The 25696-nt window shown below is 71.3% G+C and carries 19 protein-coding genes; 4 read left to right on the forward strand and 15 right to left on the reverse strand.

Annotated features, from left to right (window positions below):
• Positions 1-235: 235 nt before the first annotated feature.
• On the reverse strand, positions 236-1444 hold the full coding sequence (locus ACFXOA_RS18630; RefSeq protein WP_385029157.1) for an ROK family transcriptional regulator: 1209 nt from the start codon (positions 1442-1444) through the stop codon (positions 236-238).
• Positions 1445-1580: 136 nt separating this feature from the next.
• On the opposite strand from ACFXOA_RS18630, the gene ACFXOA_RS18635 reads away from it, so the two are divergent.
• The gene (locus ACFXOA_RS18635) at positions 1581-2810 is read left to right on the forward strand and encodes an MFS transporter (protein ID WP_385029160.1); all 1230 of its coding nucleotides are present in this window, start codon (positions 1581-1583) and stop codon (positions 2808-2810) included.
• Positions 2811-2858: 48 nt separating this feature from the next.
• Here ACFXOA_RS18635 and ACFXOA_RS18640 read toward each other — a convergent pair whose 3' ends face one another.
• The 8 genes from ACFXOA_RS18640 to ACFXOA_RS18675 all read right to left on the reverse strand — a co-directional run bounded on the left by ACFXOA_RS18640 (position 2859) and on the right by ACFXOA_RS18675 (position 12396).
• Positions 2859-4244: a phosphomannomutase/phosphoglucomutase gene (locus ACFXOA_RS18640; RefSeq protein ID WP_385029163.1), complete on the reverse strand. Its 1386-nt coding sequence runs from the start codon at positions 4242-4244 to the stop codon at positions 2859-2861.
• Positions 4228-5823 carry an alpha-amylase family glycosyl hydrolase gene (locus ACFXOA_RS18645; RefSeq protein WP_385029431.1) on the reverse strand — a complete coding sequence of 532 codons (1596 nt, stop codon included), beginning with the start codon at positions 5821-5823 and terminating at the stop codon, positions 4228-4230. Before ACFXOA_RS18645 ends, ACFXOA_RS18640 begins: the two co-directional genes overlap by 17 nt.
• 5 nt (positions 5824-5828) lie before the next feature.
• Positions 5829-7028, reverse strand: coding sequence for a Gfo/Idh/MocA family protein (locus tag ACFXOA_RS18650; RefSeq protein WP_385029166.1), 1200 nt, complete (start codon positions 7026-7028; stop codon positions 5829-5831).
• Positions 7025-8098: a glycosidase gene (locus tag ACFXOA_RS18655; RefSeq protein WP_385029169.1), complete on the reverse strand. Its 1074-nt coding sequence runs from the start codon at positions 8096-8098 to the stop codon at positions 7025-7027. The genes ACFXOA_RS18650 and ACFXOA_RS18655 overlap by 4 nt, the downstream gene beginning before the upstream one ends.
• Positions 8099-8104: 6 nt before the next feature.
• Positions 8105-8977, reverse strand: a complete 873-nt coding sequence (locus ACFXOA_RS18660; protein ID WP_385029172.1) for a carbohydrate ABC transporter permease — start codon at positions 8975-8977, stop codon at positions 8105-8107.
• Position 8978: 1 nt separating this feature from the next.
• Complete coding sequence (locus ACFXOA_RS18665) at positions 8979-9932, reverse strand: carbohydrate ABC transporter permease (RefSeq protein WP_385029175.1); 954 nt, start codon at positions 9930-9932, stop codon at positions 8979-8981.
• A complete protein-coding gene (locus ACFXOA_RS18670) occupies positions 9929-11221 on the reverse strand; it encodes an extracellular solute-binding protein (RefSeq protein ID WP_385029178.1) in 1293 nt (430 codons plus the stop codon). The genes ACFXOA_RS18665 and ACFXOA_RS18670 overlap by 4 nt, the downstream gene beginning before the upstream one ends.
• 155 nt (positions 11222-11376) lie before the next feature.
• A complete protein-coding gene (locus tag ACFXOA_RS18675) occupies positions 11377-12396 on the reverse strand; it encodes a LacI family DNA-binding transcriptional regulator (RefSeq protein WP_385029181.1) in 1020 nt (339 codons plus the stop codon).
• A 368-nt stretch (positions 12397-12764) separates the two neighbouring features.
• On the opposite strand from ACFXOA_RS18675, the gene ACFXOA_RS18680 reads away from it, so the two are divergent.
• Positions 12765-14159 (forward strand): uracil-xanthine permease family protein, encoded by a 1395-nt coding sequence (locus ACFXOA_RS18680; protein ID WP_385029183.1) that lies wholly within the window; start codon positions 12765-12767, stop codon positions 14157-14159.
• Positions 14160-14332: 173 nt separating this feature from the next.
• Positions 14333-16600 carry a penicillin acylase family protein gene (locus ACFXOA_RS18685; RefSeq protein WP_385029187.1) on the forward strand — a complete coding sequence of 756 codons (2268 nt, stop codon included), beginning with the start codon at positions 14333-14335 and terminating at the stop codon, positions 16598-16600.
• A gap of 46 nt (positions 16601-16646) precedes the next feature.
• Here the strand turns inward: ACFXOA_RS18685 and ACFXOA_RS18690 are convergent, their stop codons facing one another.
• The 5 genes from ACFXOA_RS18690 to ACFXOA_RS18710 form a co-directional block, all read right to left on the reverse strand.
• Positions 16647-18338 carry a flavin monoamine oxidase family protein gene (locus ACFXOA_RS18690; protein ID WP_385029190.1) on the reverse strand — a complete coding sequence of 564 codons (1692 nt, stop codon included), beginning with the start codon at positions 18336-18338 and terminating at the stop codon, positions 16647-16649.
• Positions 18339-18417: 79 nt separating this feature from the next.
• Positions 18418-19215, reverse strand: a complete 798-nt coding sequence (locus tag ACFXOA_RS18695) for a carbon-nitrogen hydrolase family protein (RefSeq protein ID WP_385029193.1) — start codon at positions 19213-19215, stop codon at positions 18418-18420.
• A gap of 238 nt (positions 19216-19453) precedes the next feature.
• Positions 19454-19909 (reverse strand): Lrp/AsnC family transcriptional regulator, encoded by a 456-nt coding sequence (locus ACFXOA_RS18700; RefSeq protein ID WP_385029196.1) that lies wholly within the window; start codon positions 19907-19909, stop codon positions 19454-19456.
• A gap of 119 nt (positions 19910-20028) precedes the next feature.
• A complete protein-coding gene (locus tag ACFXOA_RS18705; RefSeq protein ID WP_385029199.1) occupies positions 20029-21489 on the reverse strand; it encodes an aldehyde dehydrogenase family protein in 1461 nt (486 codons plus the stop codon).
• Between the two features lie 193 nt (positions 21490-21682).
• On the reverse strand, positions 21683-23149 hold the full coding sequence (locus ACFXOA_RS18710; protein WP_385029202.1) for a GuaB1 family IMP dehydrogenase-related protein: 1467 nt from the start codon (positions 23147-23149) through the stop codon (positions 21683-21685).
• A gap of 290 nt (positions 23150-23439) precedes the next feature.
• Between ACFXOA_RS18710 and ACFXOA_RS18715 the strand changes: the two genes are divergently transcribed.
• On the forward strand, positions 23440-24558 hold the full coding sequence (locus ACFXOA_RS18715; protein WP_385029205.1) for a terpene cyclase: 1119 nt from the start codon (positions 23440-23442) through the stop codon (positions 24556-24558).
• A gap of 72 nt (positions 24559-24630) precedes the next feature.
• Here ACFXOA_RS18715 and ACFXOA_RS18720 read toward each other — a convergent pair whose 3' ends face one another.
• A complete protein-coding gene (locus ACFXOA_RS18720) occupies positions 24631-25617 on the reverse strand; it encodes a sugar-binding transcriptional regulator (protein WP_385029434.1) in 987 nt (328 codons plus the stop codon).
• Between the last annotated feature and the right edge of the window lie 79 nt (positions 25618-25696).

Genomic DNA, 25696 nt, shown 5'->3' on the forward strand with positions numbered 1-25696 from the left:
GTGTGTTGTTGTGGTTTTTTTTTTGTTTTACACACCCCCCCCCGGGGGGGGGGCCCCCCCCCCCCCCCCCCCCCGGGGGGGCCCCCCCCCCCCCCCGCCCCCCCCGGGGCTCCGTCGTACGGACCGGGCGCGCGCGGCACGAGGTGAGCCGGGGCGCGTGGCAGGAGGTGGGACCGGGGCGCGTGGCAGGAGGTGGGACCGGGGCGCGTGGCAGGGGGCAGGACCGGGGCGCCCGTCAGACTGCCGGGCTCGGTCCCCCCGGCGCGAACAGCGCGTCCTGCGCCGCGTCCTGCGCCGCGAACAGCGCGCCACGCAGTACCGCACCCCCGCCCAGCACGCCCGCCCTGACCTCCGTGCGCAGCGGTGACATACCCGCCAGCCGCTCCGCCACCAGCGAGGCCAGCACGTCGCCTCCGGCGTGTCCCACCTCGCCGGCCAGGACGAGGCATCCGGGGTCGAGCACGGAGACGACGGACGCGGCGCCCAGCGCCAGCCGGTCCGCGAGTGCGCCCAGGAAGGCCGCCGGGGCCGGCCCGTCTCCTCGCAGCGCGGCCTGGACCACCGGCACCGCGGCCGGTACCTGCGGGTCGTCGGCGGCGGACAGCCCTGCGCCGATGCCGTGGCCGGAGGCCAGTTCGGACACGGCGGCCGAACCCGCCAGGGAGTGGAAGCCTCCCTCGCAGTTGTCCGCCGAGGGGATCCCGGCCGTCCCGGGCATCGGCAGGAAGCCGATCTCGCCCGCTCCCCCCGAGGCGCCCCGGCGCAGCTTTCCGTCGAGCATGACCGCGGCGCCGACGCCATGGCCGAGCCAGAGCAGCACGAAGGTGTCCCGGTCCCGGGCGGCGCCCACCCGGTGCTCGGCGATCGCGGCGAGATTGGTCTCGTTCTCCACCAGGACGGTGGCGGACAGCCGCTGCTGGAGTTCGCCGACCAGGTCCCGGTGCCAGGCCGGCAGCCTGGCGGTGTCCCTGAGCTCACCGGTCACGGGGTCGATCAGCCCGGGGGCACCGATCCCGACACTGTGCAGGGGCGCCGTACCCGCGGTGCGGGCGGTCCGTTCCAGCAGCGCCACGGCACGCTCGACGGCGGGCCGTGTCCCCGTGTCGCCGGCGATCGGCAGGGTGGCCTCGGCGAGCGTGACACCCAGCAGGTCCGTGACCGCGACGGCGACGCTGTCGGTCCGTACGTCGAGGGCGGCCAGATGGGCCCGGTCGGCGACGATCCCGTACAGCCGGGCGTTGGGACCCCTGCGGTCCGAGCCGCTCTCCCCGACGACCCGGACGAGTCCCGCGTCCTGCAGGCGGTCCACCAGGTCGGCGACCGTGGGGCGGGACAGGCCGGTCAGCGACTTCAGCTGAGTGGCCGTCAGCGGACCGTCCTGCTGGAGCAGTCGCAGGGCGAGCCGGTCGTTGATGGCTCGGGCGGTGCTCGGGGATGCGGGCATGCCGAAATCCTTCCAGATGACTGACCGCCCCACGCCGTGGGGTATTTATCAGGCAGGGTTCCTGATAGTTTACGCATCCGACAGGGACGGCGTCGAAACACGGCGAGCGAGGACATCCAGAGGGAGGGCACGGCGTATGACGAAGGATCCAGAGGTCCCGGTCTTCAGCACGGAGCGGATCAGAAGGGCCAGGTACGCGGTCGCCGCGGTCTTCACCGTGCACGGCGCGGTGACCGGGAGCTTCGCGACCCGGGTCCCGTGGATCCAGGACCACGCCTCGGTCAGCGCGGGGCAGCTCGGGCTCGCCCTCGCCTTCCCCGCCGTCGGCGCCTCGCTGGCCATGCCGCTGGCCAGCCGGATCAGCCACCGCTTCGGGGCCCGCACCGCCCTGCGTGGACTGCTGGCCCTGTGGACGCTCGCGCTGGTCCTGCCCGCGCTGGCACCGAACCTGGTCACCCTGTGTGCCGCGCTCTTCGTGTACGGGGCGTCGGCGGGCATGTCCGACGTGGCGATGAACGCACTGGGCATCGAGGTGGAGAACCGCCTCGACAAATCGATCATGTCCGGGCTCCACGGCATGTGGAGCGTCGGCGCGCTGATCGGCTCGGCCGCGGGCACGGTGGCCGCCCACATCGGGACGGACGCCCGGCTCCACCACACCGTCATGGCACTCGTCCTGACCGTGCTGGGCATGATCGCCTGCCGGGGCGTACTCGATCTGCGCAGCGCGCCGGACGCGGAGCCGCCGCCCCGCTTCGCCCTGCCGCCCAGGTCGGCCCTGATCATCGGCGCCGTCGGGTTCTGCGCGGTGTTCGCCGAGGGGGCGAGTCTGGACTGGTCCGCGGTCTACCTGAAGGACGTCCTGGACGGTTCGGCGGGGCTGGCGGCCGCCTCCACCACCGCGTTCGCACTCACGATGGCGGTGGCCCGGATCGCCGGGGACCGGGTCGTCGACCGTTTCGGGGCGGTGCGCACCGTACGGACCGGCGGACTGCTGGCGACCGCCGGGGGGCTGCTCGTCGTGCTGGCACCCGTCCCCGCGGTGGCGATGTGCGGGTTCGGGCTGCTCGGTCTCGGCGTGGCGGTGGTGGTGCCGCTCGCCTTCGCGGCTGCCGGGCGCAGCGGACCGAACCCGAGCCAGGCCATCGCGGGCGTCGCGACCGTCACCTACACCTGTGGACTCGTAGCCCCCTCGCTGATCGGTTCGCTGGCCGAGGCGACGTCGCTGGTGGTGTCCTTCGGCGTAGTGACGGCCCTGGCCTTCGGCCTGGTCCTGGCCGCCGGGGTGCTGCGGGCGGGCGACCGGAAGGTATCGGGTTCGGAGGTCACGGCACCCGCGCCCGCGAAGAGCCCCACCGGAAGCTGATTCCGCGCCGGGCGGGCGGGCCGGACCTGGGTGGTCCGGCCCGCCCGCTCACGCGCGTACGAGGGAGAGCACCGCGTCGCGCAGGCGGCTCGCCGTCTCCGCGTCGCGTGCCTCCACATTGAGCCTGAGCAGCGGTTCCGTGTTGGACGGCCGGAGGTTGAACCACCAGTCCGGGCCGTTCACCGTGAGACCGTCGAGCTCGTCGACGCTCACTCCTCCGGCCCGCTCCCACTCGGCGCGGACCGCGGCCGTACGCCCGGCCGGGTCGGTCACCGTGGAGTTGATCTCGCCGGAGGCGGCGTAGCGCTCGAACCGGCCGGTCAGCTCGGAGAGCGGCCCGCTCTGCCCGCCCAGGGCCGCGAGGACGTGGAGGGCCGCGAGCATGCCCGTGTCGGCGTTCCAGAAGTCGCGGAAGTAGTAGTGCGCGGAGTGCTCCCCGCCGAAAACCGCGCCCGTGCGGGCCATCTCCGCCTTGATGAACGAGTGCCCGACCCGGGTGCGTACGGGGGTGCCCCCCGCCTCGCGGATCACTTCGGGCACCGTGCGCGAGGTGATCAGGTTGTGGATCACCCGGGCGCCCGGGTGCCGGGAGAGCTCACGGGAGGCGACCAGCGCCGTGACGGCGGACGGTGAGACCGGGTCGCCCTTCTCGTCGACGACGAAGCAGCGGTCGGCGTCGCCGTCGAAGGCGAGGCCGAGGTCGGCGCCCTCGGCCACGACCCGGGCCCGCAGGTCCACGATGTTGGCCGGGTCGAGCGGGTTCGCCTCGTGGTTGGGGAACGTGCCGTCGAGCTCGAAGTACATCGGGACCACGTCCAGCGGCAGGCCCGCGAGCACGGCCGGCACCGTGTGCCCGGCCATGCCGTTGCCCGCGTCGACGACGGCCTTCAGCGGCCTCACGGAACCGAGGTCGACGAGCGAGTGCAGATACGCGGCGTACTCCCCCAGGGTCTCCCGGCGCGTCAGCGAGCCCTGCCGGGCCGCGGGTGCGGGGGCGCCTTCGTCGGTCCAGCGCTCGACGAGCGTACGGATGCCGGCGAGGCCGGTGTCCTGGCCGACCGGCACGGCGCCCGCCCGGCACAGCTTGATGCCGTTGTAGCGGGCGGGGTTGTGCGACGCCGTGAACATGGCGCCGGGCATGCCGAGCGAGCCGGAGGCGAAGTACAGCTGGTCGGTCGAGCAGAGGCCGATCCCGGTGACGTCGGCTCCCTGCGCGCGGGCCCCGCGGGCGAAGGCCTCGGCGAGCCCGGGTGACGAGGGCCTCATGTCGTGTCCGACGACGACGGAGTCCGCTCCGGTGACCCGCACGAAGGCCGCGCCGAAGAGGCCGGCCGTCGTCTCGTCCCACTGGTCGGGAACCACGCCGCGCACGTCGTAGGCCTTGACCAGTCCGGACAGGTCGGTGCGGTGCGCCGGTTCAGTCTCGGACGCCATCGGGGTCTCCTTCGGTGAGCCATACGGCGGTGTCGGGCGGCAGCAGACCCATGACCGGCGGGCCGCTGCTCAGCACGGGGCGTCCGGTCAGGCCGAGCGAGTCGAGGGGCAGGGGCCGGCTGTCCAGGTTGACCACACAGGTCAGATCCCCGCGCCGGAGGGCGAGATGGGGTGCCCCGGGTGCGGAGAGCCAGGCCGGCGGTGCCGACGGGTCCGGCGCGGGAAGGCCGCGCCGCAGCCGCAGCGCCGCCCGGTAGAGCTGGAGGGTGGATCTCGGGTCGTGGTCCTGCGCCGCTGCCGTGAGCGCCGCCCAGTCGTCGGGCTGCGGCAGCCAGGTCGCGTCCGGCGAAGCCGTGGTGAATCCGTAGGGTGCGGTGTCACCGGACCAGGGCAGCGGCACCCGGGCGCCGTCGCGCCCCCGTTCGGTGCGGCCCGAACGCTCCCACAGCGGATCGAGGATGCGGCTGTCGGGGATCTCGGCCTGGGGCAGGCCCAGTTCCTCGCCCTGGTAGAGATACGCGGATCCGGGCAGCGCCAGCATCAGCAGGGCGGCCGCACGGGCGCGGGCACGCGATCCGTAGCGGGTCACCGGACGCACGGCGTCGTGGCTGGACAGCAGCCAGGTGACGGCGCTCCCCGGCACGGTGAACGACCCCTCGATCACCCGGCGCAGCTCCTCCGCGTCCCAGGACGCCTCCAGGAAGGCGAAGTTGAACGCCTGGTGCATCTCGTCGGGTCTGATGTAGCGGGCCAGCCGCTCCGGGTCGAAGACCGCGGACTCGGCGACCATCACCCGGTCCTCGGGGGCGACGGCGCCGGGCGGCGCCGGATGGGTGTCCAGCAGCGCGCGCCAGCGGCGGTAGAGCGGGTGGAGCTCCTCCTGGTCGTAGTAAGGCATCAGGTGGTTGCGCAGCGGGTCCCGGTGCTGGCCGGGGCCGGCGTCGGGCAGGCCCTCGGCCTTGAACAGGGCGTGCGCGACATCGACGCGGAAGCCGTCCACGCCCCGGTCGAGCCAGTGCCGCAGCACCTGGGTGAACTCGTCCTGGACCTCGGGGTTCCGCCAGTTCAGGTCGGGCTGTTCCGGAGCGTGCAGGTGGCAGTACCACGCACCGTCCGCTGTCCGGGTCCACGCGGGGCCGCCGAACGCCGACTGCCAGTCGTTGGGCGGCAGTTCGCCGTCGGACCCCCGGCCGTCGCGGAAGAGGTACCTCTCGCGTTCCGCCGAGCCGGGACCGGCCGCGAGCGCATCCTGGAACCAGGGGTGCCGGTCGGAGGTGTGGTTCGGGACCAGGTCGACGATCAGCTTGAGGCCCAGTTCGTGGGCGCGCGCGGTCAGCCGGTCGACGTCCTCGGGTGCCCCCAGGTCCTCGGCTACACCGGTGTGATCGGCGATGTCGTAGCCGCCGTCGGCCAGTGGCGACGGGTAGAACGGCGTGATCCACACGGCGTCCGCGCCGAGCTCCTTGATGTGCGCCAGACGCGCGGTCACGCCCGGTAGGTCACCGATGCCGTCGCCGTCGGAGTCGGCGAAGGCACGGGGGTAGACCTCGTAACAGACCATGTCCTGCCACCAGTTCACGCCGGTCATCCCGCGTACCTCACTGCCTGCTCACGACCGGTGCGGGCCGACACGGTCGCCGCCTCGGCCACCGCGACGGCGGTCAGCCCGCTCGCGGCGTCCGCCACCGGGGCCGTGCCCTCGTGCACCGCGCGGACCAGGTCGGCCATCGCGGCGCGCACGCTCTGCGCGTACACGTACGGTTTCCGGGCCTCACCGCCGAGGTCGATGACGACCCGGACGTGATGGGGCACGGTGCGCCGCTCGCCCCTCCCCCGGGCCGGCTCGGCGCTGCCGGCGTCGCGGTCGACGTGGACCGTGACGCGCTCCTCGCCGTGCGGCCGGAACCCGTCCACGGCCAGCAGTGCGCCCGCCTCCTCCGGGATCCGCTCCCAGCCTCGGGCACCCTCCTCGTCCGTCCAGACGGAGAGCTCCGCGTGGACGGGGATCCAGCCGCTGATCCGCGACTCGGCGAAGCCGTGGTCCAGGCGCATCAGCTGGCGTTCCGCGCGGTGGGCGTGGGTGAAGGAGTGGAGGTGCGAGGCGAGGACCCCACCGGGGTGGACGACGTCGGCGCTCACCATGTCCACGGGGCCGCCGGGACGTGCCACGGCCGTGGCACGGACGCTCACCGGGTCCGATCCGATCAGCTCCCGGGCGGCGTCGAAGAAGTGCACGCCGTGCTCGACGAATATCCCTCCGCTGTGCTCCGGGTCCCAGAACCAGTGGCCGGGTCCGAGGTCCTCGTCCGCGGCGTCGTTCTCGAAGAGGAACCGGCGCGGGGGCGCGAGCAGCCCCCGGTCGGTCAGGCGCCGTACGGCGCGCAGCAGCGGGTTGTAGCGCAGTACGTGGTCCACGACCAGGACGCGGCCGGCGCGGTCGGCCTCACGGGCGACGGCCGCCGCGTCCTCGGTCGTGGTGGCGAGGGGCTTCTCGCAGAAGACGTGGCGCCCCGCACGCAGTGCGGTGGTGGCCATCGCGGCGTGCGTGGCGGGCGGCGTCGCGATCAGCACCGCCGACACGTCGTCGCGCGTCAGCAGTTCGTCGAGACCGGGGAGCGCAGGCACTCCGTGCCGGGTCCCGAGCCGCTCCGCCCGTTCGCGCGAGGGGTCGGCGACGGCCGCCAGGCGCAGGCCGGGCAGGCCCGCCACGGCGTCCAGGACGAACTCGGCGAAACCGCCGCAGCCGACCAGGCCGAGACCGAGGGGTGCGGGGGCGCCGGTCATGCGGTGCGCTCCAGGAGGGCGACGCCGATGTGCGCGTCGGCCATGCCGTAGAAGACGTACAGCGCGCCGTCGATCTCCTCGATCGCCGTCGGGAAGACGACGTTGGGGACGGTGCCCGCACGCTCCTCCTCGGTCTCCGGGGCCATCAGCGGCTTGTCGGACCGGGCGACGACACGCGACGGGTCCGCCGGGTCGAGGATCATCGCACCGGCCGCGTAGGACACGTCCTGGTTCTGCGCCCACGGGTCCTCGATGGAGCCCGAGACACCGTGGTGGATCAGCAGCCAGCCCTCGGGCACGCGGATCGGCGCCGGGCCACCGCCGATCTTCAGCGACTCCCACGGGTGCTCGGACAGCGCCACCAGGCGGTGGTCACGGGGGCGGGTCAGGGCGCGGATGTCGGCCTCGGCCTCGGCGACGGGGACGTAGGAGATCCAGATGCCGGGGCGCTCGTCGGTGACACCGGCGGGCAGGTGCACGCCCTCGCCCGGACGGAACCAGCCCAGGTCCCACATCGGGCGGTGCAGCATGGCGTACGCCATCTCACCGTCCGGGCCGGGAACCGGCTCGGGGAAGTGGACGACGTCCTTGTTCGGGAAGAGGTTGAGGTCGGTGTCCAGGTCGGCCTGGTACTGGAACTGGATCGGTCCGAGCCGGGTCCAGTCGGTGAGGTTCTCGGAGACGGCGAGAGCGGGCTTCGGGCCGAGCGGGCCGTAGGCGACGTAGCTCATCACGTGCTTGCCGAGCGAGGGGATCCAGGTGATGCGGGGGTCCTCGACACCGGCGTTGTTCTTGCCGCGTTCCCAGCCCTCGTCGGGGGCGAGGACGACGCCACGGCGCTCGACGCCGTCGGGGACGCCGGCCTCGTCGAAGGTCACCTCGGCGAGGCCGACCCGGGAGACGTTCCCCTCGGAGACCAGACGCGGCAGCAGGTGGAGCCTGCCGTCGGGGGTACGGCCCGCGGCGGGGTTCAGCACGCCCTCGGTCTCGTTCGCCTCGCCGGGCAGCGGGGACATCACGACGCCCTTGCGCACCATGCGGTAGGGGATGTGGGGGGTGGTGTTGCTCATGTGCGATCAGCCCTTTGTTGCGGAGTCGATGTCGGTGGAGGTGAAGTGGCGCTGGAACAGGAGGAACAGGGCCACCGCGGGGAGTGCCAGCACGCAGGCGCCGGCCAGCAGGGCGCCGGCCGGGTTGGCCACCGTGCCCTGGAGGTTGGAGAGGAAGCTCGCGAGCGAGACGGCGAGCGGCTGCATGTCGGCGTTCTTGGTGACCAGGAACGGCCACAGGAACTCGTTCCACGGGCCGATGAACGTCAGCAGGAGCGCGGTGAGCACGGCGGGCCTGGCCATCGGCAGGGCGATCCGCCACAGGATGCGCAGTTCGCTCGCGCCGTCGATGCGGGCGGCCTCGAAGAGCGACTGCGGCATCTGGGAGAAGAACTGGCGGAAGAGGAAAACCGCCGTGGAGTTGATCGCGAACGGCAGGATCATGCCGAGGTAGTTGTCGCCGAGCCCGTAGTCGCGCACGACCAGGACGTACAGCGGCAGGGTGAGCAGCTGGAACGGGACCATCTGCACGAGCAGCAGCGCGGCGAAGACCGCGCCCCTGCCGGGGAACCGGAGCTGTGCCAGCGCGTATCCGGCGAGGACGCCGAAGACGAGTGTGCAGATCAGGACGCCGATCGTCATGATCCCGGAGTTGAGCAGGGAACGGCCCAGCGAGATGGCTCCGTTGACGGCCGTGTAGTTGTCGCCCGTCAGGCCGGTGGGCAGGGCGGCCGACAGGTCGCCGACGGTCTTCCTCCGCAGCGAGCCGACGATCATGTAGTAGAAGGGGAACAGGAAGGCGACCGCGCCGACCGACAGCAGGACGAGCCGCCCGGTGCGCCCGCGGCGGCGGGCGACGGGGTTCCGGGGCCGCGAGGGCCCGGTGGTGGTGGCGCTCATGTCAGTTGCCCCTCTCGGTGAGCTTGCGGGCGGCGAGCGAGATGACCATCACGAAGGCGACGAGCACGACGCCGATCGCGGCGGCCGAGTCGGGGTGCCCCTGCTCGATGCCCTTCTGGTACATCAGCAGCACCGGTGAGGTGGAGGCGTGGTCGGGGCCGCCGCCTCCGGTCAGCAGGTACGGCTCGCTGAACAGGTTGGCGCCGGTGATGATCGCGTAGATCACCACGAGCGTCGTCGCGGGGCGCACCCCGGGCACCGTCACGGAGAAGAACTGCCGCACCGGGCCGGCGCCGTCCATGGCGGACGCCTCGTACAGCTCCTTGCCGACGTTCTGCAGCGCGGCGAGGTAGAGCATCACGAAGAAGCCGAGCTGCTTCCAGGTGACGAAGACCGCGATCATCGGCATCGCGAGGTGCGAGTTGACCAGCCACGACGGGTCCGGCGCGTGCGTGCCGAGGAGGTGGTTGACGAAACCGTCCGAGCCGAAGAGGAACTGCCACACGGCGACCAGGGCGACGCTCGCCGTCACGTACGGCACGTAGAAGGCGGCCCGGAAGAAGCCGCGCCCTCTGATCTTCGAGTTCAGTGCCGAGGCGAGGACCAGCGAGAGCCCCACGGTGAGCGGCACGTTGATGACCAGGAAGATCGCGATGTTGAGGAAGGCCCGGCCGACCACCGGATCGGTGAAGACGTCCCGGTAGTTCGACAGGCCCACCCACGGCGAGTCGATGTGGGTGCCCGGAGCGGTGAAGTAGAAGCGGTGGAAGGAGATCCACACGGTGTAGACGAGTGGCACCGCGAACACGACGAGGACGAACAGCAGGTACGGCGACACGAACAGCGCGCCGGCCCGGGACCGTCCGCCGTCCTTGCGGCGTGGTCCCCCGGTCCGGGACGGGGCGGGTTCAGGCGTCGCCGAGGGCGTCGGGGCGGACTGGAGATGCACGCTCATGACGGGTCTCCGTACTCGTTCAGCAGGTCGGTGATCGTGGACGAGGCGTTGCGCAGCCCCGCCGCCGTGGACTGGCGGCCGAAGACGACCGACTTCGTCCACTCGTCCCGGAATGCCTGCCAGATGTCGACGGAACCGGGCACGTTGGGCACTTCCACGACCCGGCCGGCCTGTTCGGCGAAGGGCTTGTACGTCGGGTGTGCCTTGAAGAAGCCGGCGTACCTGCCCGTCAGGTCCTCACGCATCGGCATCTGGCCCGTGGTGTCCAGGAACGCGCCGTCCTGGCCGGCGGAGGTCGCGAACTTCAGCAGGTCCCAGGCCGTGGCCCGGTTCTCGCAGGAGGTGAACATCGCCGCGGACTTCTCGTCGCTGAAGGAGTGCTTGCCGCTGCCGCCGTCGGCGGTCGGCACCGGGGCGACCCCGATGTCCACACTGTCCTTGTAGGCGGCGACGGCCCACGGTCCGACCGTCGCCATCGCGGACTTGCCGTCACTCATGGGGTCGCCCGGGTACGCCTCCTGCGGCGCCAGCTTCTCGGCGTACAGCTTCCGCCAGAAGGCGGCGACCTGGCGCCCGGCCGGCGAGTCGAACTGCGGGGCCCCGTTCTCGACGAGCTGCCTGCCGCCGCTCTGGGCGGCGAAGGCCGGGTAGAAGTCGTACCAGGGCTGGAAGAAGTCGCTGCTGGGCGACGGCCATATCGCGGCCTTGGCGACACCGGAGCGCACCAGCGTGCGCGAGGTCTCCAGGAACTGGTCGTAGGTGGCGAGCTTCGGGTGCTCCGGGTCGAGTCCGGCCTTCGCGAACAGCTTCTTGTTGTAGAGGATCATGACCGGGTTGCTCTTCCAGGGCAGCTGGTAGAACTTCCCGTCCGCCGACCGGTACTGGTCGGTCAGGGAGCCCCCGCGACCGGTGATGTAGTCGTCACCACCCGGCAGGTCGCTCAGGGGCACGAGCCCGTTCTGCTTCTGGAAGGTGGGCACCGCCGCGGGTGAGGTGTTGAAGACCAGGCAGGCGCTCGTACCGGCGATGATCGAGGCGCTGATGGCCTCCTCGGACGTCTTGCCCGACGGTATCTGCTGCGCGGTGACGTGCTGGCCGGGGTGGCTCCTGTTCCAGGCGGCGACCATCTGCTTCCCCCAGCTCACCTCCTGCGCGTTGTTGGAAAGCCAGACCGTGATCGGACCGCGTGCGTCCTTCGCGGTGGCCGGGTCCACGGCCTGCCGGCCGCAGCCCGTCGCCGCCCCCGCCAGTGCGAGCGCGACCAGCGCGTACGCCGTTCTCCTCAGCATGATTGATCAACTGTTCACGCGCGGCACCGTTGCCGTGCGGAGGTTCCGGTGCGCGCGGGGGCGACCGGTGGGTATGGGCCCGCGAGTCCGCGAAGCCGTCCGTGCGCGGGGCGAACCGCGGGATCCGCGGGTCCGTCGCCACAGGGACCGTCGCGTCACCCGCGCGGAGCGGGCCCGATCGACGCTCGGGGGATGAACCTGGCGGGCGGCAGCTCCACATGGGCCACCTCGCCGGTGGCGATCAGCGCGTCGAGCGCGCGGGCCGCCGCCTCTCCCCAGCCGCGGGCGTCCGCACGTGCGGAGGAGAGCGGCGGGTAGGTGTAGCGGGTCAGGGGCACGTCGTCGTAGCCGACCACCGAGAGCTGGTCGGGCACGCGGATCGACAGCTCCTGGGCGACCGAGAGTCCTGCCATGGCGGCGAGGTCGGTGCCGTAGACGATCGCGGTGGGCGGTTCGTCGAGGGCGAGGAGTTCCCTGGTGGCACGGTCACCGCCGTCGGCGCTGAACCCTCCGGGGCGCACCGGCCCCTCGGGCAGGCCGAGCTCCCGCAGCGTCCGTTCCCAGGCCTCCCTGCGCCGGTGGGCGTGCCGTAGTTCCTGCGGCCCCTCGACATGGGCGATACGACGGTGTCCCAGCTCCGCGAGCCGTCGGACGGCGGCCGCGTACGCCGGCTCGTCGTCCAGACTCACCGTGGACAGGCCACCGCTCCATTCGGGCTGCCCGACCACGACGGCGGGCAGCTCCAGCTCCCGTACCAGCCGGGGCCTCGGATCGTCCGCGCGCAGGTCGGTCAGGAGGACACCGTCCACCTGCCGCTGCGCGGCCAGCCTCTCGTACACCGCCTGTTCGTCCTCGGGCGTCGTCAGATGGACCATGAGGCCGTCCCCGCGGCGGCCGATGACCGCCTCGACGCCGGCCATGAAGGCCGGGAAGAACAGGTCGCTGCCGATCTGCTCCGGGTCCCGGGCGAGGACGAGCCCGATCGCCCCGGCCTGGCCGAGCGACAGCGCCCTCGCCTGACGGCTGGGCGTCCATCCGAGCTCCGAGGCCGCCGCGAGGATCCGCGCCTTCGTCTCCTCGGCGACTCCGGGGCGGTCGTTCAGCGCGAAGGAGACCGTGGCACGCGACACACCGGCACGCTGCGCTACATCCGCGATGGTGGGCTTGCGTGCCATGTGCCGTACTCCCTGACGTGCCTCTGGGCTTCTGCCGACGCGACGCGTGCGGCCTGCGTTCAAACCGGTTTGAGCCGCCGAACGAGAACAACCAAACCGGTTTGGATGCCGACCGTCAAGGGTCTGGCTTTTGTGATCTGCGTCGCTCCCCGCCCCTCGTCGCCCGTCCGTCGGCGCGTGCCGGACGGGCGCCCGGCCCTCCTCCCCGCCCGCGGCACCGGTCTGCCGGGGCACGCGGCGCGCGGCGGCGGGGAGGCGGTCCGGGCGTCGGCACCACTACCATGGCGCTGATCTTTTCCGCAGGTGAACACCGAACACCGGGTCGCGGACCCGCCGGCACACCGAGCAGCCCTTCAGGAGTGACCCCCATGAGTCTCGGCGTGCGCTGGACCCTGCACGGCGACGGAAGGACCCCCGCCCCGGGGGCCGTCGTCCGCCCCGACGAGCGGCTGTCCTGGCCCCGCACGTTCGGGCTCGGCGCCCAGCACGTGGTCGCGATGTTCGGCGCGTCCTTCGTCGCCCCGGTCCTGATGGGGCTGGACCCGAACCTCGCGATCATGATGTCCGGTGTCGCCACCGCCATCTTCCTGCTGGCGACGAAGGGCAGGGTGCCCAGCTATCTGGGGTGCTCGCTCTCGTTCGTCGGCGTGGCCGCCACGATCCGGGCCACGGGCGGAAGCAGCGCCACGGTGACGGGCGCCGTCCTGGTGGTCGGTGCCGTGCTGTTCCTGGTGGGGCTCGTCGTGCAGCGGTTCGGCGCCCGGATCATCCACGCGGCGATGCCTCCCGTGGTGACCGGGGCCGTCGTCATGCTGATCGGCTTCAACCTGGCGCCGGTGACGGCGTCGACCTACTGGCCGCAGGACCAGTGGACCGCACTCGCCGTGATGCTCTTCACCGGCCTGGCCGTGGTGTGCCTGCGGGGCTTCTTCTCGCGTATCGCGATCTTCCTCGGCCTGGTCTTCGGGTACCTGCTGTCCTGGGTCCTCGACCTGGTCTTCGGGAAGATCCACTCCCCCGCGGGTGGGGCGCAGGCCGTCGATCACTGGCGGCTGGACCTCTCCGCCGTGGGGGGCGCCGACTGGGTCGGGCTGCCGTCCCTCCACGCGCCGAGTTTCGAGTGGTCGGCGATCCTGGTCGCCCTGCCGGTCGTGATCGCCCTGATCGCTGAGAACGCCGGTCACGTCAAGGCCGTCGGCGAGATGACGGGCGACTCGCTCGACGACAAGCTGGGCACCGCCATCGCCGCGGACGGGGCCGCTTCCGTGCTGTCCACGGCCGTCGGCGGGCCGCCGAACACCACGTACTCGGAGAACATCGGGGTGATGGCGGCGACCCGGGTCTACTCGACGGCCGCGTACTGGGCGGCCGCCTTCTTCGCCCTGCTCTTCGGTCTGTGCCCCAAGTTCGGCGCGGTCGTCGCCGCGATCCCCGGCGGTGTGCTCGGGGGGATCACCGTCATCCTCTACGGCATGATCGGTCTGCTCGGCGCACAGATCTGGCTCAACGCCGGGGTCGATCTACGTAATCCGCTGAACCTCGTGCCGGCCGCAGCGGGCATCATCATCGGCGTCGGCGGGGTGAGCCTGAAGATCACCGACAACTTCGAACTGAGCGGCATCGCGCTCGGCACGATCGTCGTGATCACCGGCTACCACGCCCTGCGCGCCTTCGCCCCGGCCCACCTGAAGACGCGGGAGCCGCTGCTGGACTCCGGGACCTCGCAGTACGACGAGCAGCCCCCGGCCGGCGGCAAGGACTGACACCGGCCTCGCACGCCGCCTTCCCGCCCCCGTGCGGTGGTGGAGATCAGGTGAGGGCTGCCCGGACCGTGACCAGGGATCTTGTCAACGCCCCACCTCGTGGATAGGACTGTCCGCGTGGATGATCACCGGAATCCACGCGTCCTGCCGCGACAGCCGATGGGGAGCATGCGATGAGTGACGTACGGAGCACGGGACAGACCCCGGGGCGGCACGGAGGAGTGAGCCGGCGCCGTGTCCTGGGCGGTGCCGCCGGGCTGGCCGCCGTCGCGGCGGGGCTGCAGGCGGGCAGCGCGGCCGCCGCGGCGGCGGACACGGCTTCGGACACGGCCCGGCGACGCGCGCACGGCGCGCGTGTGACGATCACCCGCGACGACTGGGGCGTCCCGCACGTGGTCGGCGAGAGTGACGCCGACGCCGTGTTCGGGATGATGTACAGCCAGGCCGAGGACGACTTCAACCGGGTCGAGACCAACTATCTGACCGCTCTCGGCCGGCTCGCCGAAGCCGAGGGCGAGAGCGCGATATGGCAGGACCTGCGCCAGCGGCTCTACCTCGACCACGACGAGCTGAAGAAGGAGTACGCCAGGTGCCCCGCCTGGCTGCGCGCCCTGATGCGGGCGTGGGCGGACGGTCTCAACCACTACCTCGCCACCCACCCCGAGGTGCGCCCCCGCGTGATCCACCGCTTCGAGCCGTGGATGCCGCTGAGCTTCTCGGAAGGCAGCATCGGCGGCGACATCGAGTCGGTCCCGCTCAGCCGGCTCGAAGCGTTCTACACCAGGCGCGAAGTGCCGATGACCGACGACGAGACCGGTCTGGCGTTCCGCGAGCCGACCGGATCCAACGGCATGGCCATCGCACCGAGCCACACCCGCGACGGCCACGCGCTCCTCCTCATCAACCCCCACACCAGCTTCTTCTTCCGCGCCGAGCAGCACGTGACGAGCAAGCAGGGGCTCGATGTCTACGGGGCAGCCACCTGGGGCCAGTTCTTCATCTACCAGGGTTTCAACGCCCGCACCGGCTGGATGCACACGACGTCCGGGGTCGACAACATCGACAACTTCGCCGAGACGATCGTGAGCGGCACGCACGGCACGGGCGGGGGGTACTCCTACCGCTACGGCGACGAACTGCGCCCGGTGACCACGAGGACCGTCACACTGTCCTTCCGCACCGAGGACGGCGGGCAGGAGCGGCGGAGCTTCACCACCTTCGCCACCCACCACGGGCCGGTCGTCCGCGAGGAGGACGGGAAATGGATCACCTGTGCGTTGATGAACAAGCCCGTCGACGCGCTCAAGCAGAGCTTCCTGCGCACCACGACGAAGGACTACGAGGAGTACGTCCGGATCGCCGAACTCAAGGCGAACAGCTCCAACAACACCCTCTTCGCGGACTCCAAGGGCGACATCGCCTTCCTGATGCCGCAGTTCATGCCGAAGCGCGACGACCGCTTCGACTACCTCCGGAACGTCGACGGCAGCGACCCCGCGACCGACTGGAACGGACTGCACAGCCTCGCGAGCATGCCGAAGGCCGTGAACCCCAGGAACGGGTGGGCCTTCAACACCAACAACTGGCCCTGGACAGCCGCCGGCGACGAGAGCCCGGACGCCGCGGACTACCCGCGCTACTTCGACAAGGCCGGCGAGAACCCGCGCGGGCCGCAGGCGATCCGGGTCCTCACCGCGCGCAAGGACTTCACGCCGAGGACGCTGATCGAAGCCGCCTTCGACCCGTACCTCACGGCCTTCGCCCGGCTGCTCCCCGGCCTCGTCGCCGCATGGGACAGGCTTCCCCGCGGCAGCGCGGAGCGGAAGCGGCTCGCCGGCCCGATCGCCCTGCTGCGCGACTGGGACTACCGCTGGTCGGTGGAGTCGACGGCCATGTCTGTGGCGGTGTTCTGGGGTGAGGACCTGTGGACGATGACCGCGCAGGCGGCTGCGGACGCCGGTCTCTCGGGATGGGACTACATGGCCGGCCACGCCACCGACGCACAGCGCCTCGAGGCGCTCGGCACGGCATCGGCGCGGCTGGAGCGGGACTTCGGCAGCTGGGGTGTCAAGTGGGGCGAGATCAACCGCTACCAGCGCAACGACGGCGCGATCGTCCAGCAGTTCGACGACGACAAGCCGAGCATCCCCGTTCCCTTCGCCTCCTCGCGCTGGGGTTCGCTCGCGTCGTTCGGCGCGAAGGCCTACCCGGGTACGAAGCGCTACTACGGCACAAGCGGCAACTCCTTCGTCGCGGTGGTGGAGTTCGGGCCGCGGCTGCGCGCGTGGGCGGTCACCGCCGGCGGGGTGAGCGGCCACCCCGGCTCCCCGCACTTCGACGACCAGGCCGCACGCTACGCGAGCGGCGACCTGCGGCGCGTCTACTTCTACCCCGACGAGCTGGAGGGGCACGTGGAACGGAGGTACCGGCCCGGGATCTGAGGTTGCCTGCCGCGGGGCGGCCACGGCAACCGCCCCGCGTCCCGTCTCAGCCTTCCGGGAGCTCCACGGGCGCGAGCTCGTCGAAGACGTCACCGGGCCCCGGATTCGTGGGGTCGGTGGCGCCGCCGAACTGCGTCATCACGCCCCATACGGCGTTGAGCGCGGTCTGGACGGCGCCCTCGGCCCAGCCCGCCGTCCAGGAGATGTCGTCGCCCGCGAGGAAGAGGCCGCGCTTGTCCTCGGGCAGCCGGTCCTGCATGAAGTGGGTGAACAGGCGCCGCTGGTAGCGGTAGTGGCCGGGCAGGTTGGCCTTGAACGCGCCCATGAAGTACGGCTCGTTCTCCCAGGAGACCGTGACCGGGTTGCCGATGACGTGCTTGCGGATGTCGACTCCCGGATAGATCTCGCCGAGCGACTTGAGCATGACGTCCATCCGCTCCTCCGGGGACAGCGGCAGCCACTTCAGGCTGTCGTCGCACCAGGTGTAGGAGAGGCAGATGACGGCCGGCCTGTCCGGTCCGTCGTCGAGGAGGTACGTCCCGCGGGTCATCCGGTCCGTGAGCGTCATGGACATCCGGTCCCGGCCGGTGGCCTCGTCCTTGTCGAGCCAGAAGGGCCGGTCGACCGGCACGAACAGCTTGGACGACTCCATGTAGTGGGTGCGCTCCATCGCCGTCCAGTGGTCGATCGGGAAGAGCGCGTCGTCACAGGCGATCTTGGAGAGCAGCAGCCAGGACTGTCCGGTGAACACAGCCGCCCGGTAGGTGCGTATGTCACCGGTGGAGTCGGTGACCGTGATCCGGTTCCCGGCGGTGCGGTCCAGCCTGGTGACGGCGGTCCGCGGCTCCCCGCCGTGCAGCGAGGAGAGCGAGGTGCCGAGCGGCCAGTGTGTGATCTTCCGCGGTTCCCGGTCCCACAGCCTGAGCGGGAGCTGCTGGCTGCCCCCCACGATCCCCCGGTGGTGGTCGTCGGCCTCGGTGTAGACGACGCGCAGGATCTCCAGGATCGAGTTGGGGAAGTCGGTGTCCCAGCCCCCGGTACCGAAGCCGACCTGGCCGAAGATCTCCCGGTGCCGGAAGGAGGAGAAGGCGTCGGAGGCGCAGAGGAAGCCGTAGAACGTCTGGTCGTCGAGCTTCTCGACGAGCTTCGCCCAGATCTCCCGGATGCGCGGTACGTCGCGCTCCCGCATCGCGCGGTTCATGTCGGAGAAGTCGGCGCCCTCCTCCAGGCAGGTGTTCCAGGCGTCCATGACCTCCCGGTACACGGCCGGCAGGTCCTCGATGGTGCGGGCGTAGTGGGACTCGCCCTTGAGGTCGACGACGGTCGAGGGGGTCGCCGGGGAGAGGGGGTTGGGGAACGGCCTGGTCTCCAGCCCCACCAGGTCGATGTAGTGCTGGAGCGCGGTGGAGGACGGCGGGAAGCGCATGGCCCCCATCTCGGCGGTCAGCGAGGGGTCGCATCCGTCGAAGCCGACGGTACGCAGCCGGCCGCCGATGCGGTCGGCTTCGTAGACGACCGGCTTGAGGCCCATCTTCATGAGTTCGTAGGCGGTGATGATGCCGGAGAGCCCGCCGCCGATCACGGCGACCTCGGTGCCGTGCTCGGTGGCCGGGATCTGCCCGATGCCGGCCGGGTGCGCCAGGAAGTCGTCGTAGGCGTAGGGGAAGTCCGGCCCGAACATGGTGATCGGCGGCTGCGCGTCGGTGTGCTGGACGGCGTTGGGCACCGTGGACGTCATGGGGTACGGACTCCTTGCGCGGAAGCGTCGGAAGCGTCGGGAAGCGGCGGAAAGGTGGGGCAGGCGAGGGCGGGGATGCTCAGACGAGGGAGCCGTACAGCCCCGGCACGCGGTCCCGCAGGTAGGGGTTGACGGCGCGTGAGGCGGACAGCAGCCCGGGGTCGACCTCGCCGACGAGGAGTTCCTCCCCGTGTCCCGCACGGACGCGTACGGTGCCGTCGGGGCCTGCCAGGCAGCTGAGCCCCGTGAAGTCGAACTCGCCCTCCGCGCCGGCCCTGTTGGCGTACGCGATGTAGAGCTGGCTCTCGAAGGCGCGCACCGGGACCACGGCCTGCGCGACGAACGGGAACGGCTGCATCAGCGCGGTCGGCACCAGCAGGAGTTCGGTCCCGGCCAGCGCGTGGGCGCGCACGTTCTCCGGGAACTCCACGTCGTAGCAGATCAGCAGCCCGATCCGTACACCGTCGAGCTCGGCCTGGACTACCGGCGTGTCACCGGGGGTGAACCACTTCTCCTCGAAGTCACCGAACAGGTGGGTCTTGCGGTAGTTGGCGAGCGGGCTGCCGTCCGGGCCGATCAGCTGCGCGGCGTTGTGGATACGGTCGCCGGCGCGCTCCGGGTAGCCGTAGAGGACGGCGAGGCCGTGGCGTGCGGCGATGGCCGCGACCTCACGGGCTCCGGGCCCGTCGGCGGGCTCGGCGAGTGCGGGTACGGCGTCCCCGATGGCGTAACCCGTCAGGAACAGTTCGGGCGAGACCAGCAGCCGTGCCCCCGCCCCGGCGGCGCGGGCCGCGGCCGTGTCGAGCGCCTTCAGGTTCTCAGGGACGGCGCCGGGCCGTCCGGAGCTCTGGAGCAGGGCGGTACGCAACGGCGGCATGGCTGACCTCGGACGGGGCGGGCGGGGCGGGAGACGTATCGAAGGTACGGCCCGCGGATCACCCTGGACAAGGCGCGATTGTTGCGCGTCGACCATCGATCCGTTGCGCGTGAGGGCCCTCCTGCGGCGATTCGTTGCACGGGAGGAATTCGCAGGTCAGACCTGTGATCTCGGTCTCCGCCCGGGCCTGCCCGGTTCGTTCGCCTGCCCGGTTCGTTCGCCTCAGGCCCGGCCGCCCTCAGGCCGGCGGTGCCGAGGAGAAGCGCCGCAGCAACGGGGACAGGACCAGGACCGACTTCGTCCGCTCGACGTAGGGCTCCCCGGCGATGCGCTCCAGCACCTGCTCGAAGTGCCGCATGTCGGCGGCGAAGACCTGGACGATCGCGTCGGCGTCGCCGGTGACCGTGGACGCCGAGGCGATCTCCGGATAGGCGGACAGGCCCCGTTTGATCGCCTCGGGGGCGGTGTTGCGGCTGCAGTAGATCTCGATGAAGCCCTCGGTCTCCCAGCCGAGCGCCGCCGGGTCGACCCGCACCGTGAAACCGGTGATGGCGCCCTCGGCGCGGAGCCTGTCCACCCGGCGTTTCACCGCGGGGGCGGAGAGGCCGATCAGGGCGCCGATGTCCGCGTAGGAGCGGCGGGCGTCCTCGGCGAGGGCGTGGACGATGCGTTCGTCGAGGTCGTTCAGGCGCACGTCGGGTGGATCATCTCTCTGCGGCGGTGGTTCGGGGGCGGCACGGGCCGCCCCCGAAGTAGACCACGGGCGCGCCACGAGGGGCGCGCCCGCCGCAGGGCGCGGAGCGGTCGGACGGGTCAGAAGGGGAACTGCGAACGGCCGTGCTGCACGGAGATCCACTTCTGGGTGGTGAAGGCCTCGAGCATGGACTCCCCGTTGAGACGCCCGAGCCCGGAGTTCTTCTCTCCGCCGAACGGGACGATGGGCTCGTCGTGGACGGTGCCGTCGTTGATGTGGATCATGCCGGTGTGGATCCGCTGCCCCACGCGTACGCCGCGTTCGACGTCCGCGGTGTGGACGGCGCCGCTCAGTCCGTACGGGGTGTCGTTGGCGATCCGTACGGCCTCGTCCTCGCCGTCGAAGGGGACGAGGAGGGCCACCGGGCCGAAGATCTCCTGCCGCAGCACCGGGGAGTCGGCGGCGAGACCGGTCAGCACCGACGGGCTCACCACGTTGCCGTCGGCCCGGCCGTGCAGGAGGGCCGTCGCGCCCGCCTCCACCGTCTCGTCGACGAGCCGGGAGACGGCCTCGGCCTGCGAGGAGTTGATGAGCGGGCCGATGTGGGTGGCGGGGTCGGCGGGGTCGCCGACGGTCAGGGACGCGACCTTGGCGACGAACTTCTCGGTGAACTCCGCCTCCACCGCCCGGTCGACCAGGATGCGGTTGGCCGCCATGCAGACCTGGCCCTGGTGGATGTAGCGGCTGAAGACCGCGGCGTCGACGGCGTAGTCCACATCGGCGTCGTCGAGGACGATCAGGGCGCTGTTGCCGCCCAGTTCGAGGACGGCGCGCTTGAGGTTGGCCGCGCAGACCGTCGCCACGTGGCGGCCGACCTTGTCGGACCCGGTGAAGGAGATGACCTGCGGAACGGGGTGCTCCAGCAGGCTGTCACCGATCTCGGCTATGTCGGTCACCACGACGTTGAGCAGCCCGGCGGGGAGCCCCGCCTCCTCGAAGACCTTGGCGATCAGGGTGCCGCCGCAGACCGGGGTGTTCTGGTGCGGCTTGAGGACCACGGCGTTGCCCAGGGCGAGCGCGGGCGCGACCGACTTGAGCGACAGCAGGAAGGGGAAGTTGAAGGGGCTGATGACGCCGACGACTCCGGCGGGCAGCCGGTAGACGCGGTTCTCCTTGCCGTCGGTGGGCGAAGGAAGTATCCGGCCCGTGGACCGCAGGGTGAGCTGCGCGGCCTCGCGCAGGAACTCCTTGGCCAGGTGCAGTTCGAAGCCGGCCTTCAGCCGGGTGCCGCCCAGCTCCGCGACGATCGCCTCGGCGATCTCGGCCTCGCGCTCCTCGACCACGCGCAGCGCCTTCTCCAGCACCGCCCGGCGGGCGTACGGATTGGTACCGGCCCACTCCGGCTGCGCCCGCTCGGCCGAACGGTATGCCTGGTCGACCTCGCCCGTGGTGGCGACGGTGATGGAGGCGAGCTTCTCCCCGCTGTACGGGTTGAAGTCGATGATGTCCCAGGATCCCTTCCCCGGCCTCCACTCGCCGTCGATGAACTGCTGGGCCAGATCGGTGAAGAAGGAGGTCATGGAATCCCTTACCGCAGAGAGGCAGGCAACTGATTGCGACTCATATTACTTATTGCGCAGTCGCGTTGGTGGGGGGACCGTGGTTCGGATGCGTGAACTCCCGGTGCGGCAGGGGCCCTTGGACATGCGAGTGCCCCTCCCGGCACGGACTCCCGGGAGGGGCACTCGGACGCGGGGCGCGGGGCCCGCGCCATCAGCTCCAGCTGGCGTGCAGCGGCTTGCCCTCCGCGTACCCTGCGGCACTCTGCACGCCCACGATCGCCTTCTCCGCGAACTCCTCGAGCGAGGAGGCGCCCGCGTAGGTGCAGGAGGAGCGGACACCCGCGATGATCGAGTCGACCAGGTCCTCCACGCCGGGGCGCGTGGGGTCGAGGAACATCCGCGAGGTGGAGATGCCCTCCTCGAACAGGCCCTTGCGGGCACGGTCGTAGGCGGACTCCTCGGAGGTGCGGTTCCTGACCGCACGCGCCGACGCCATCCCGAACGACTCCTTGTAGTACCGGCCGTCGGCGGACTGCTGGAGGTCACCGGGCGACTCGTACGTGCCCGCGAACCAGGAGCCGATCATCACGTTGGACGCACCGGCGGCGAGGGCCATCGCCACGTCGCGCGGGTGGCGGACACCGCCGTCGGCCCAGACGTGCTTGCCGTGCTTCCTCGCCTCGGCGGCGCACTCGAGGACGGCCGAGAACTGCGGCCGCCCGACGCCGGTCATCATCCGGGTGGTGCACATCGCGCCGGGGCCCACGCCGACCTTGATGATGTCGGCACCGGCCTCGATCAGGTCGCGCACGCCTTCGGCCGCGACGACGTTGCCCGCGACGATCGGCACGGCCGGGTCGAGCGCCCGCACCGCGGCGACGGCGCTGATCATCGACTCCTGGTGGCCGTGCGCGGTGTCGACGACCAGGGTGTCGACGCCGGCGTCGAGGAGCTGCTTGGCCTTGCCGGCCACATCGCCGTTGATCCCTACGGCCGCGGCGATGCGCAGCTTGCCGTCCGCGTCCGTCGCGGGGGTGTAGAGCGTGGCGCGCAGTGCGGCCTTCCGGGTGAGGATGCCGACGAGCCGGCCGTCCGCGTCGACCGCGGGGGCGAGCTTGCGGTTGGCGCCGTCGAGCTTGTTGAAGGCCTCGCGCGGGTCGATGTCCGCGTCGAGCACGACCAGGTCCTTGGACATGACCTCGGACAGCTGGGTGAAGCGGTCCACGCCGGTCAGGTCGTGGTCGGTGACGACACCGACCGGGCGGTTGCCCTCGTCGACGACGACACCGGCGCCGTGGGCGCGCTTGTGGAGCAGGGACAGCGCGTCGGCGACCGTCTGACCGGGGGCCAGCACGATCGGGGTGTCGAGGACGAGGTGACGCTTCTTGACCCAGCCGATGACCTCGGTGACGACCTCGATCGGAATGTCCTGGGGAATCACGACGAGCCCGCCGCGGCGGGCGACCGTCTCCGCCATCCGGCGGCCCGCGATGGCGGTCATGTTCGCGACGACGAGGGGAATGGTGGTGCCACTGCCGTCCGGCGAGGAGAGGTCCACCGCCTGACGGGATCCGACGGCGGAACGGCCGGGGACCATGAAGACGTCGTCGTACGTCAGGTCGTAGGGGACCGAGGGGGAGGCCGTGTAACGACCGGTGCCGGGCTCAAGAAAACGCATAACACTCATTTTTTCACACGAAACCGCGCAGGTCGCTTCCACGAAGACACAGCGATGAGCCCCTGCGTTCGTGCTTTCCTCCAGAAGGAGGCCCAGGGGCCACGGGCAAGTGGAGACCTGCCTTACCCAGGGAGCCTACCCGAACGCGATTCGCTCGTTCGTGATCACTATCGCTGGACCGGGTGACGAACGGTCAGGTAACTTCAAATCCGCAGGTCTCGGTGGTGGGTCACGGCCCACGAACCGGAACGCCTGACGCGCGTCCGGCCGGAGAGGATGGGGATCCGCCTGTGGAGAGCGAACTGCCCTACATCTACTGCCCGTTCCCCTCACGCACCAATCCGCATGTGGGGCACACCCGGGAACATCTCGACGAGTGGACACGGCGCACCGGCCTCGTCCACCGCGAGTCCGCGAGAGAGCGCTTCGAACACGCCGACTTCGGCGCGTTCGTCGGCATGGTCTACCCGACGGCGAACGCCGAGCACCTCGATCTGGTGGCCGACTGGTTCGTCTGGCTCTTCCTCGTCGACGACCAGCTCGACGACGGCCATCTGGGCCGGACGCCCGAGCTCGTACGTGACGTGGTCGAGCGGATGCGTGCGGTGGTCGAAGGGGTCGCTCCCCGCCCCGAGGACGACGAGGAGGCCCCCGCGGCACTCGTCGCCCTGGCCGATCTGTGGGAACGCACGATCCCGCAGGCCGCGCCGCACTGGCGCACCCGCTTCGCCTGGCACCTCATGACCTATCTGACGACCGCGACCACCTGGGAGGCGGGCAACCGGGCGGAGGGCGTCGTGCCCGCCGAGGCGACGTACATCGCCAACCGCCGCCACACCGGGGCGATCCATGTGTGCATGGACCTGATAGAGATCGTGACCGGCACGGGCGCCCCCGAGTCGATCCACAACGACGCCCGGTTCATCACCGCGCTCGAGGCCTCCTGCAACGTCGTCTGCTGGGCGAACGACGTGTACTCCTACGAGAAGGAACAGGTGCTGGGCGAGATCCACAACCTGGTCCACCTGGTCCGTCATCACCGCGGGTACGGGAAGCAGCAGGCCCTGGAGCACGTGTGCGCGGAGATAGCGGCCGAGACGCGGCGCTTCCTCGCCGCCGAGGCCGAGCTCCTCTCCCTCCACCCCGATCTCGGCGGGCTTCTGGTGCCCTACCTCGACGGGATGCGCAGCTGGATGCGGGGCAATCTCGACTGGTCCCGGCAGACACCCCGCTACAACCCGGCGGAGGTCGGTCAGTACGCGGAGCCTGAGGCCTATCTGGAGGAGTCCGTGCTCGGTGTCGGCGGGGAACCACCCGAGTCCGGTACGGGGGTGCCACGGCAGGCCTCCGCGGGCACCCGGCAGGAGGTCGCCGACGAGCGGCTGAGGGCTGGACACGGCCCGCGCTGACGGCGAGGCGAAGCGTGAGAGGCGCCGGACACCCCAGGGTGTCCGGCGCCTCCCGTGCTTCGCGGGGCGAGGTCAGTCGTCGGGGTCGGCCCGCTCCAGCGCCGGCCGCTGGCCGGCGGCCGACTCCGTCAGCAGGTAGTCCGCGGCAGCGGTGTCCGTCACCAGGCTGGTGACCAGTCCGGACCGCAGCACCGCGCCGATCGCCGCAGCCTTGCGCTGGCCGCCGGCGATGGCCACCACCTCGGGAATCCTGCGCAGCCGGTCGGCCTCCACGGTGATGCAGCGCTCGCCGAGGTCCCGCCCGACCCGGCGCCCGTGGGTGTCGAAGAGGTGGGCGGACATCTCAGCCGCCACTCCGAGGGAGGCGTAGTGCTGCCGCTCCTCGTCCGAGAGCATGTCGTGGACGGTGGAGATGCCTGGTTCCCAGGATCCGATGGAGACCGCGGCGACGGTCACCTTGTCGAAGTACTCGTAGGCGCGGGCGATCCCCGTCTGGTGCCGGAGCGCCGCCGCGGTCGCCGGATCGGGCAGCAGCATCGGGGCGTAGATGGGGTGGGCCTCACCGCCGGAGACCTGTGCGGCACGGCGGACCGCCTCCACCGAGCCGCGCTCGGCCGTGCCGGCGTCGTAGACACCGGTCAGCTGGACGACGGTGCACGGCGGGAGCCGGTCGAGGGCCGCGGCCATGTGGATGGTGGACCGCCCCCAGGCCAGCCCCAGCACGTCGCCCTCGTCGACCAGCTCGCCGAGCAGGTCGGCCGCGACCTCGCCCAGGTTCTCCGGATCCGCGGCGTCGTCCTGCTCCTCCGCCGGGGACTCGACCACGACGGCGTGCCGCAGGCCGTAGCGGGCGCGCAGGGCGTCCGAGCGCTCCGCGTCGAGCTCGGCCGGTACCCGGATCTCGATGCGTACGAGATCCCGCTCGAGGGCGGTCTCCAGGACCCTGGCCACCTTGAAGCGGCTGACGCCGAACTCCTCGGCGATCTGGATCTTGGACTTTCCCTCGAGGTAGAACCGGCGGGCCATGGCCGCCGCCTGCACCAGCTCCGCGGGTCCCATCCGCATGGCTGACCGACCCGCCGAGATGCCAGACACCGCGATCTCCTCACTGCTGTTCACACGCTCGTTACGCCGTCCA

It is taken from the genome of Streptomyces sp. NPDC059166, from assembly GCF_042755185.1.
Taxonomy (GTDB): Bacteria; Actinomycetota; Actinomycetes; order Streptomycetales; family Streptomycetaceae; genus Streptomyces.

What these genes read in the sequence shown, in the direction of transcription:
- ACFXOA_RS18705 (WP_385029199.1), bottom strand. Translation starts at nt 21,489, where the DNA reads ATGACCTCCTTCTTCACCGATCTGGCCCAGCAGTTCATCGACGGCGAG.
- ACFXOA_RS18710 (WP_385029202.1), bottom strand. Translation starts at nt 23,149, where the DNA reads ATGCGTTTTCTTGAGCCCGGCACCGGTCGTTACACGGCCTCCCCCTCG.
- ACFXOA_RS18635 (WP_385029160.1), top strand. Translation starts at nt 1,581, where the DNA reads ATGACGAAGGATCCAGAGGTCCCGGTCTTCAGCACGGAGCGGATCAGA.
- ACFXOA_RS18690 (WP_385029190.1), bottom strand. Translation starts at nt 18,338, where the DNA reads ATGACGTCCACGGTGCCCAACGCCGTCCAGCACACCGACGCGCAGCCG.
- ACFXOA_RS18640 (WP_385029163.1), bottom strand. Translation starts at nt 4,244, where the DNA reads ATGGCGTCCGAGACTGAACCGGCGCACCGCACCGACCTGTCCGGACTG.
- ACFXOA_RS18665 (WP_385029175.1), bottom strand. Translation starts at nt 9,932, where the DNA reads ATGAGCGTGCATCTCCAGTCCGCCCCGACGCCCTCGGCGACGCCTGAA.
- ACFXOA_RS18660 (WP_385029172.1), bottom strand. Translation starts at nt 8,977, where the DNA reads ATGAGCGCCACCACCACCGGGCCCTCGCGGCCCCGGAACCCCGTCGCC.
- ACFXOA_RS18670 (WP_385029178.1), bottom strand. Translation starts at nt 11,221, where the DNA reads ATGCTGAGGAGAACGGCGTACGCGCTGGTCGCGCTCGCACTGGCGGGG.
- ACFXOA_RS18720 (WP_385029434.1), bottom strand. Translation starts at nt 25,617, where the DNA reads ATGGGACCCGCGGAGCTGGTGCAGGCGGCGGCCATGGCCCGCCGGTTC.
- ACFXOA_RS18675 (WP_385029181.1), bottom strand. Translation starts at nt 12,396, where the DNA reads ATGGCACGCAAGCCCACCATCGCGGATGTAGCGCAGCGTGCCGGTGTG.
- ACFXOA_RS18655 (WP_385029169.1), bottom strand. Translation starts at nt 8,098, where the DNA reads ATGAGCAACACCACCCCCCACATCCCCTACCGCATGGTGCGCAAGGGC.
- ACFXOA_RS18680 (WP_385029183.1), top strand. Translation starts at nt 12,765, where the DNA reads ATGAGTCTCGGCGTGCGCTGGACCCTGCACGGCGACGGAAGGACCCCC.
- ACFXOA_RS18685 (WP_385029187.1), top strand. Translation starts at nt 14,333, where the DNA reads ATGAGTGACGTACGGAGCACGGGACAGACCCCGGGGCGGCACGGAGGA.
- ACFXOA_RS18650 (WP_385029166.1), bottom strand. Translation starts at nt 7,028, where the DNA reads ATGACCGGCGCCCCCGCACCCCTCGGTCTCGGCCTGGTCGGCTGCGGC.
- ACFXOA_RS18695 (WP_385029193.1), bottom strand. Translation starts at nt 19,215, where the DNA reads ATGCCGCCGTTGCGTACCGCCCTGCTCCAGAGCTCCGGACGGCCCGGC.
- ACFXOA_RS18630 (WP_385029157.1), bottom strand. Translation starts at nt 1,444, where the DNA reads ATGCCCGCATCCCCGAGCACCGCCCGAGCCATCAACGACCGGCTCGCC.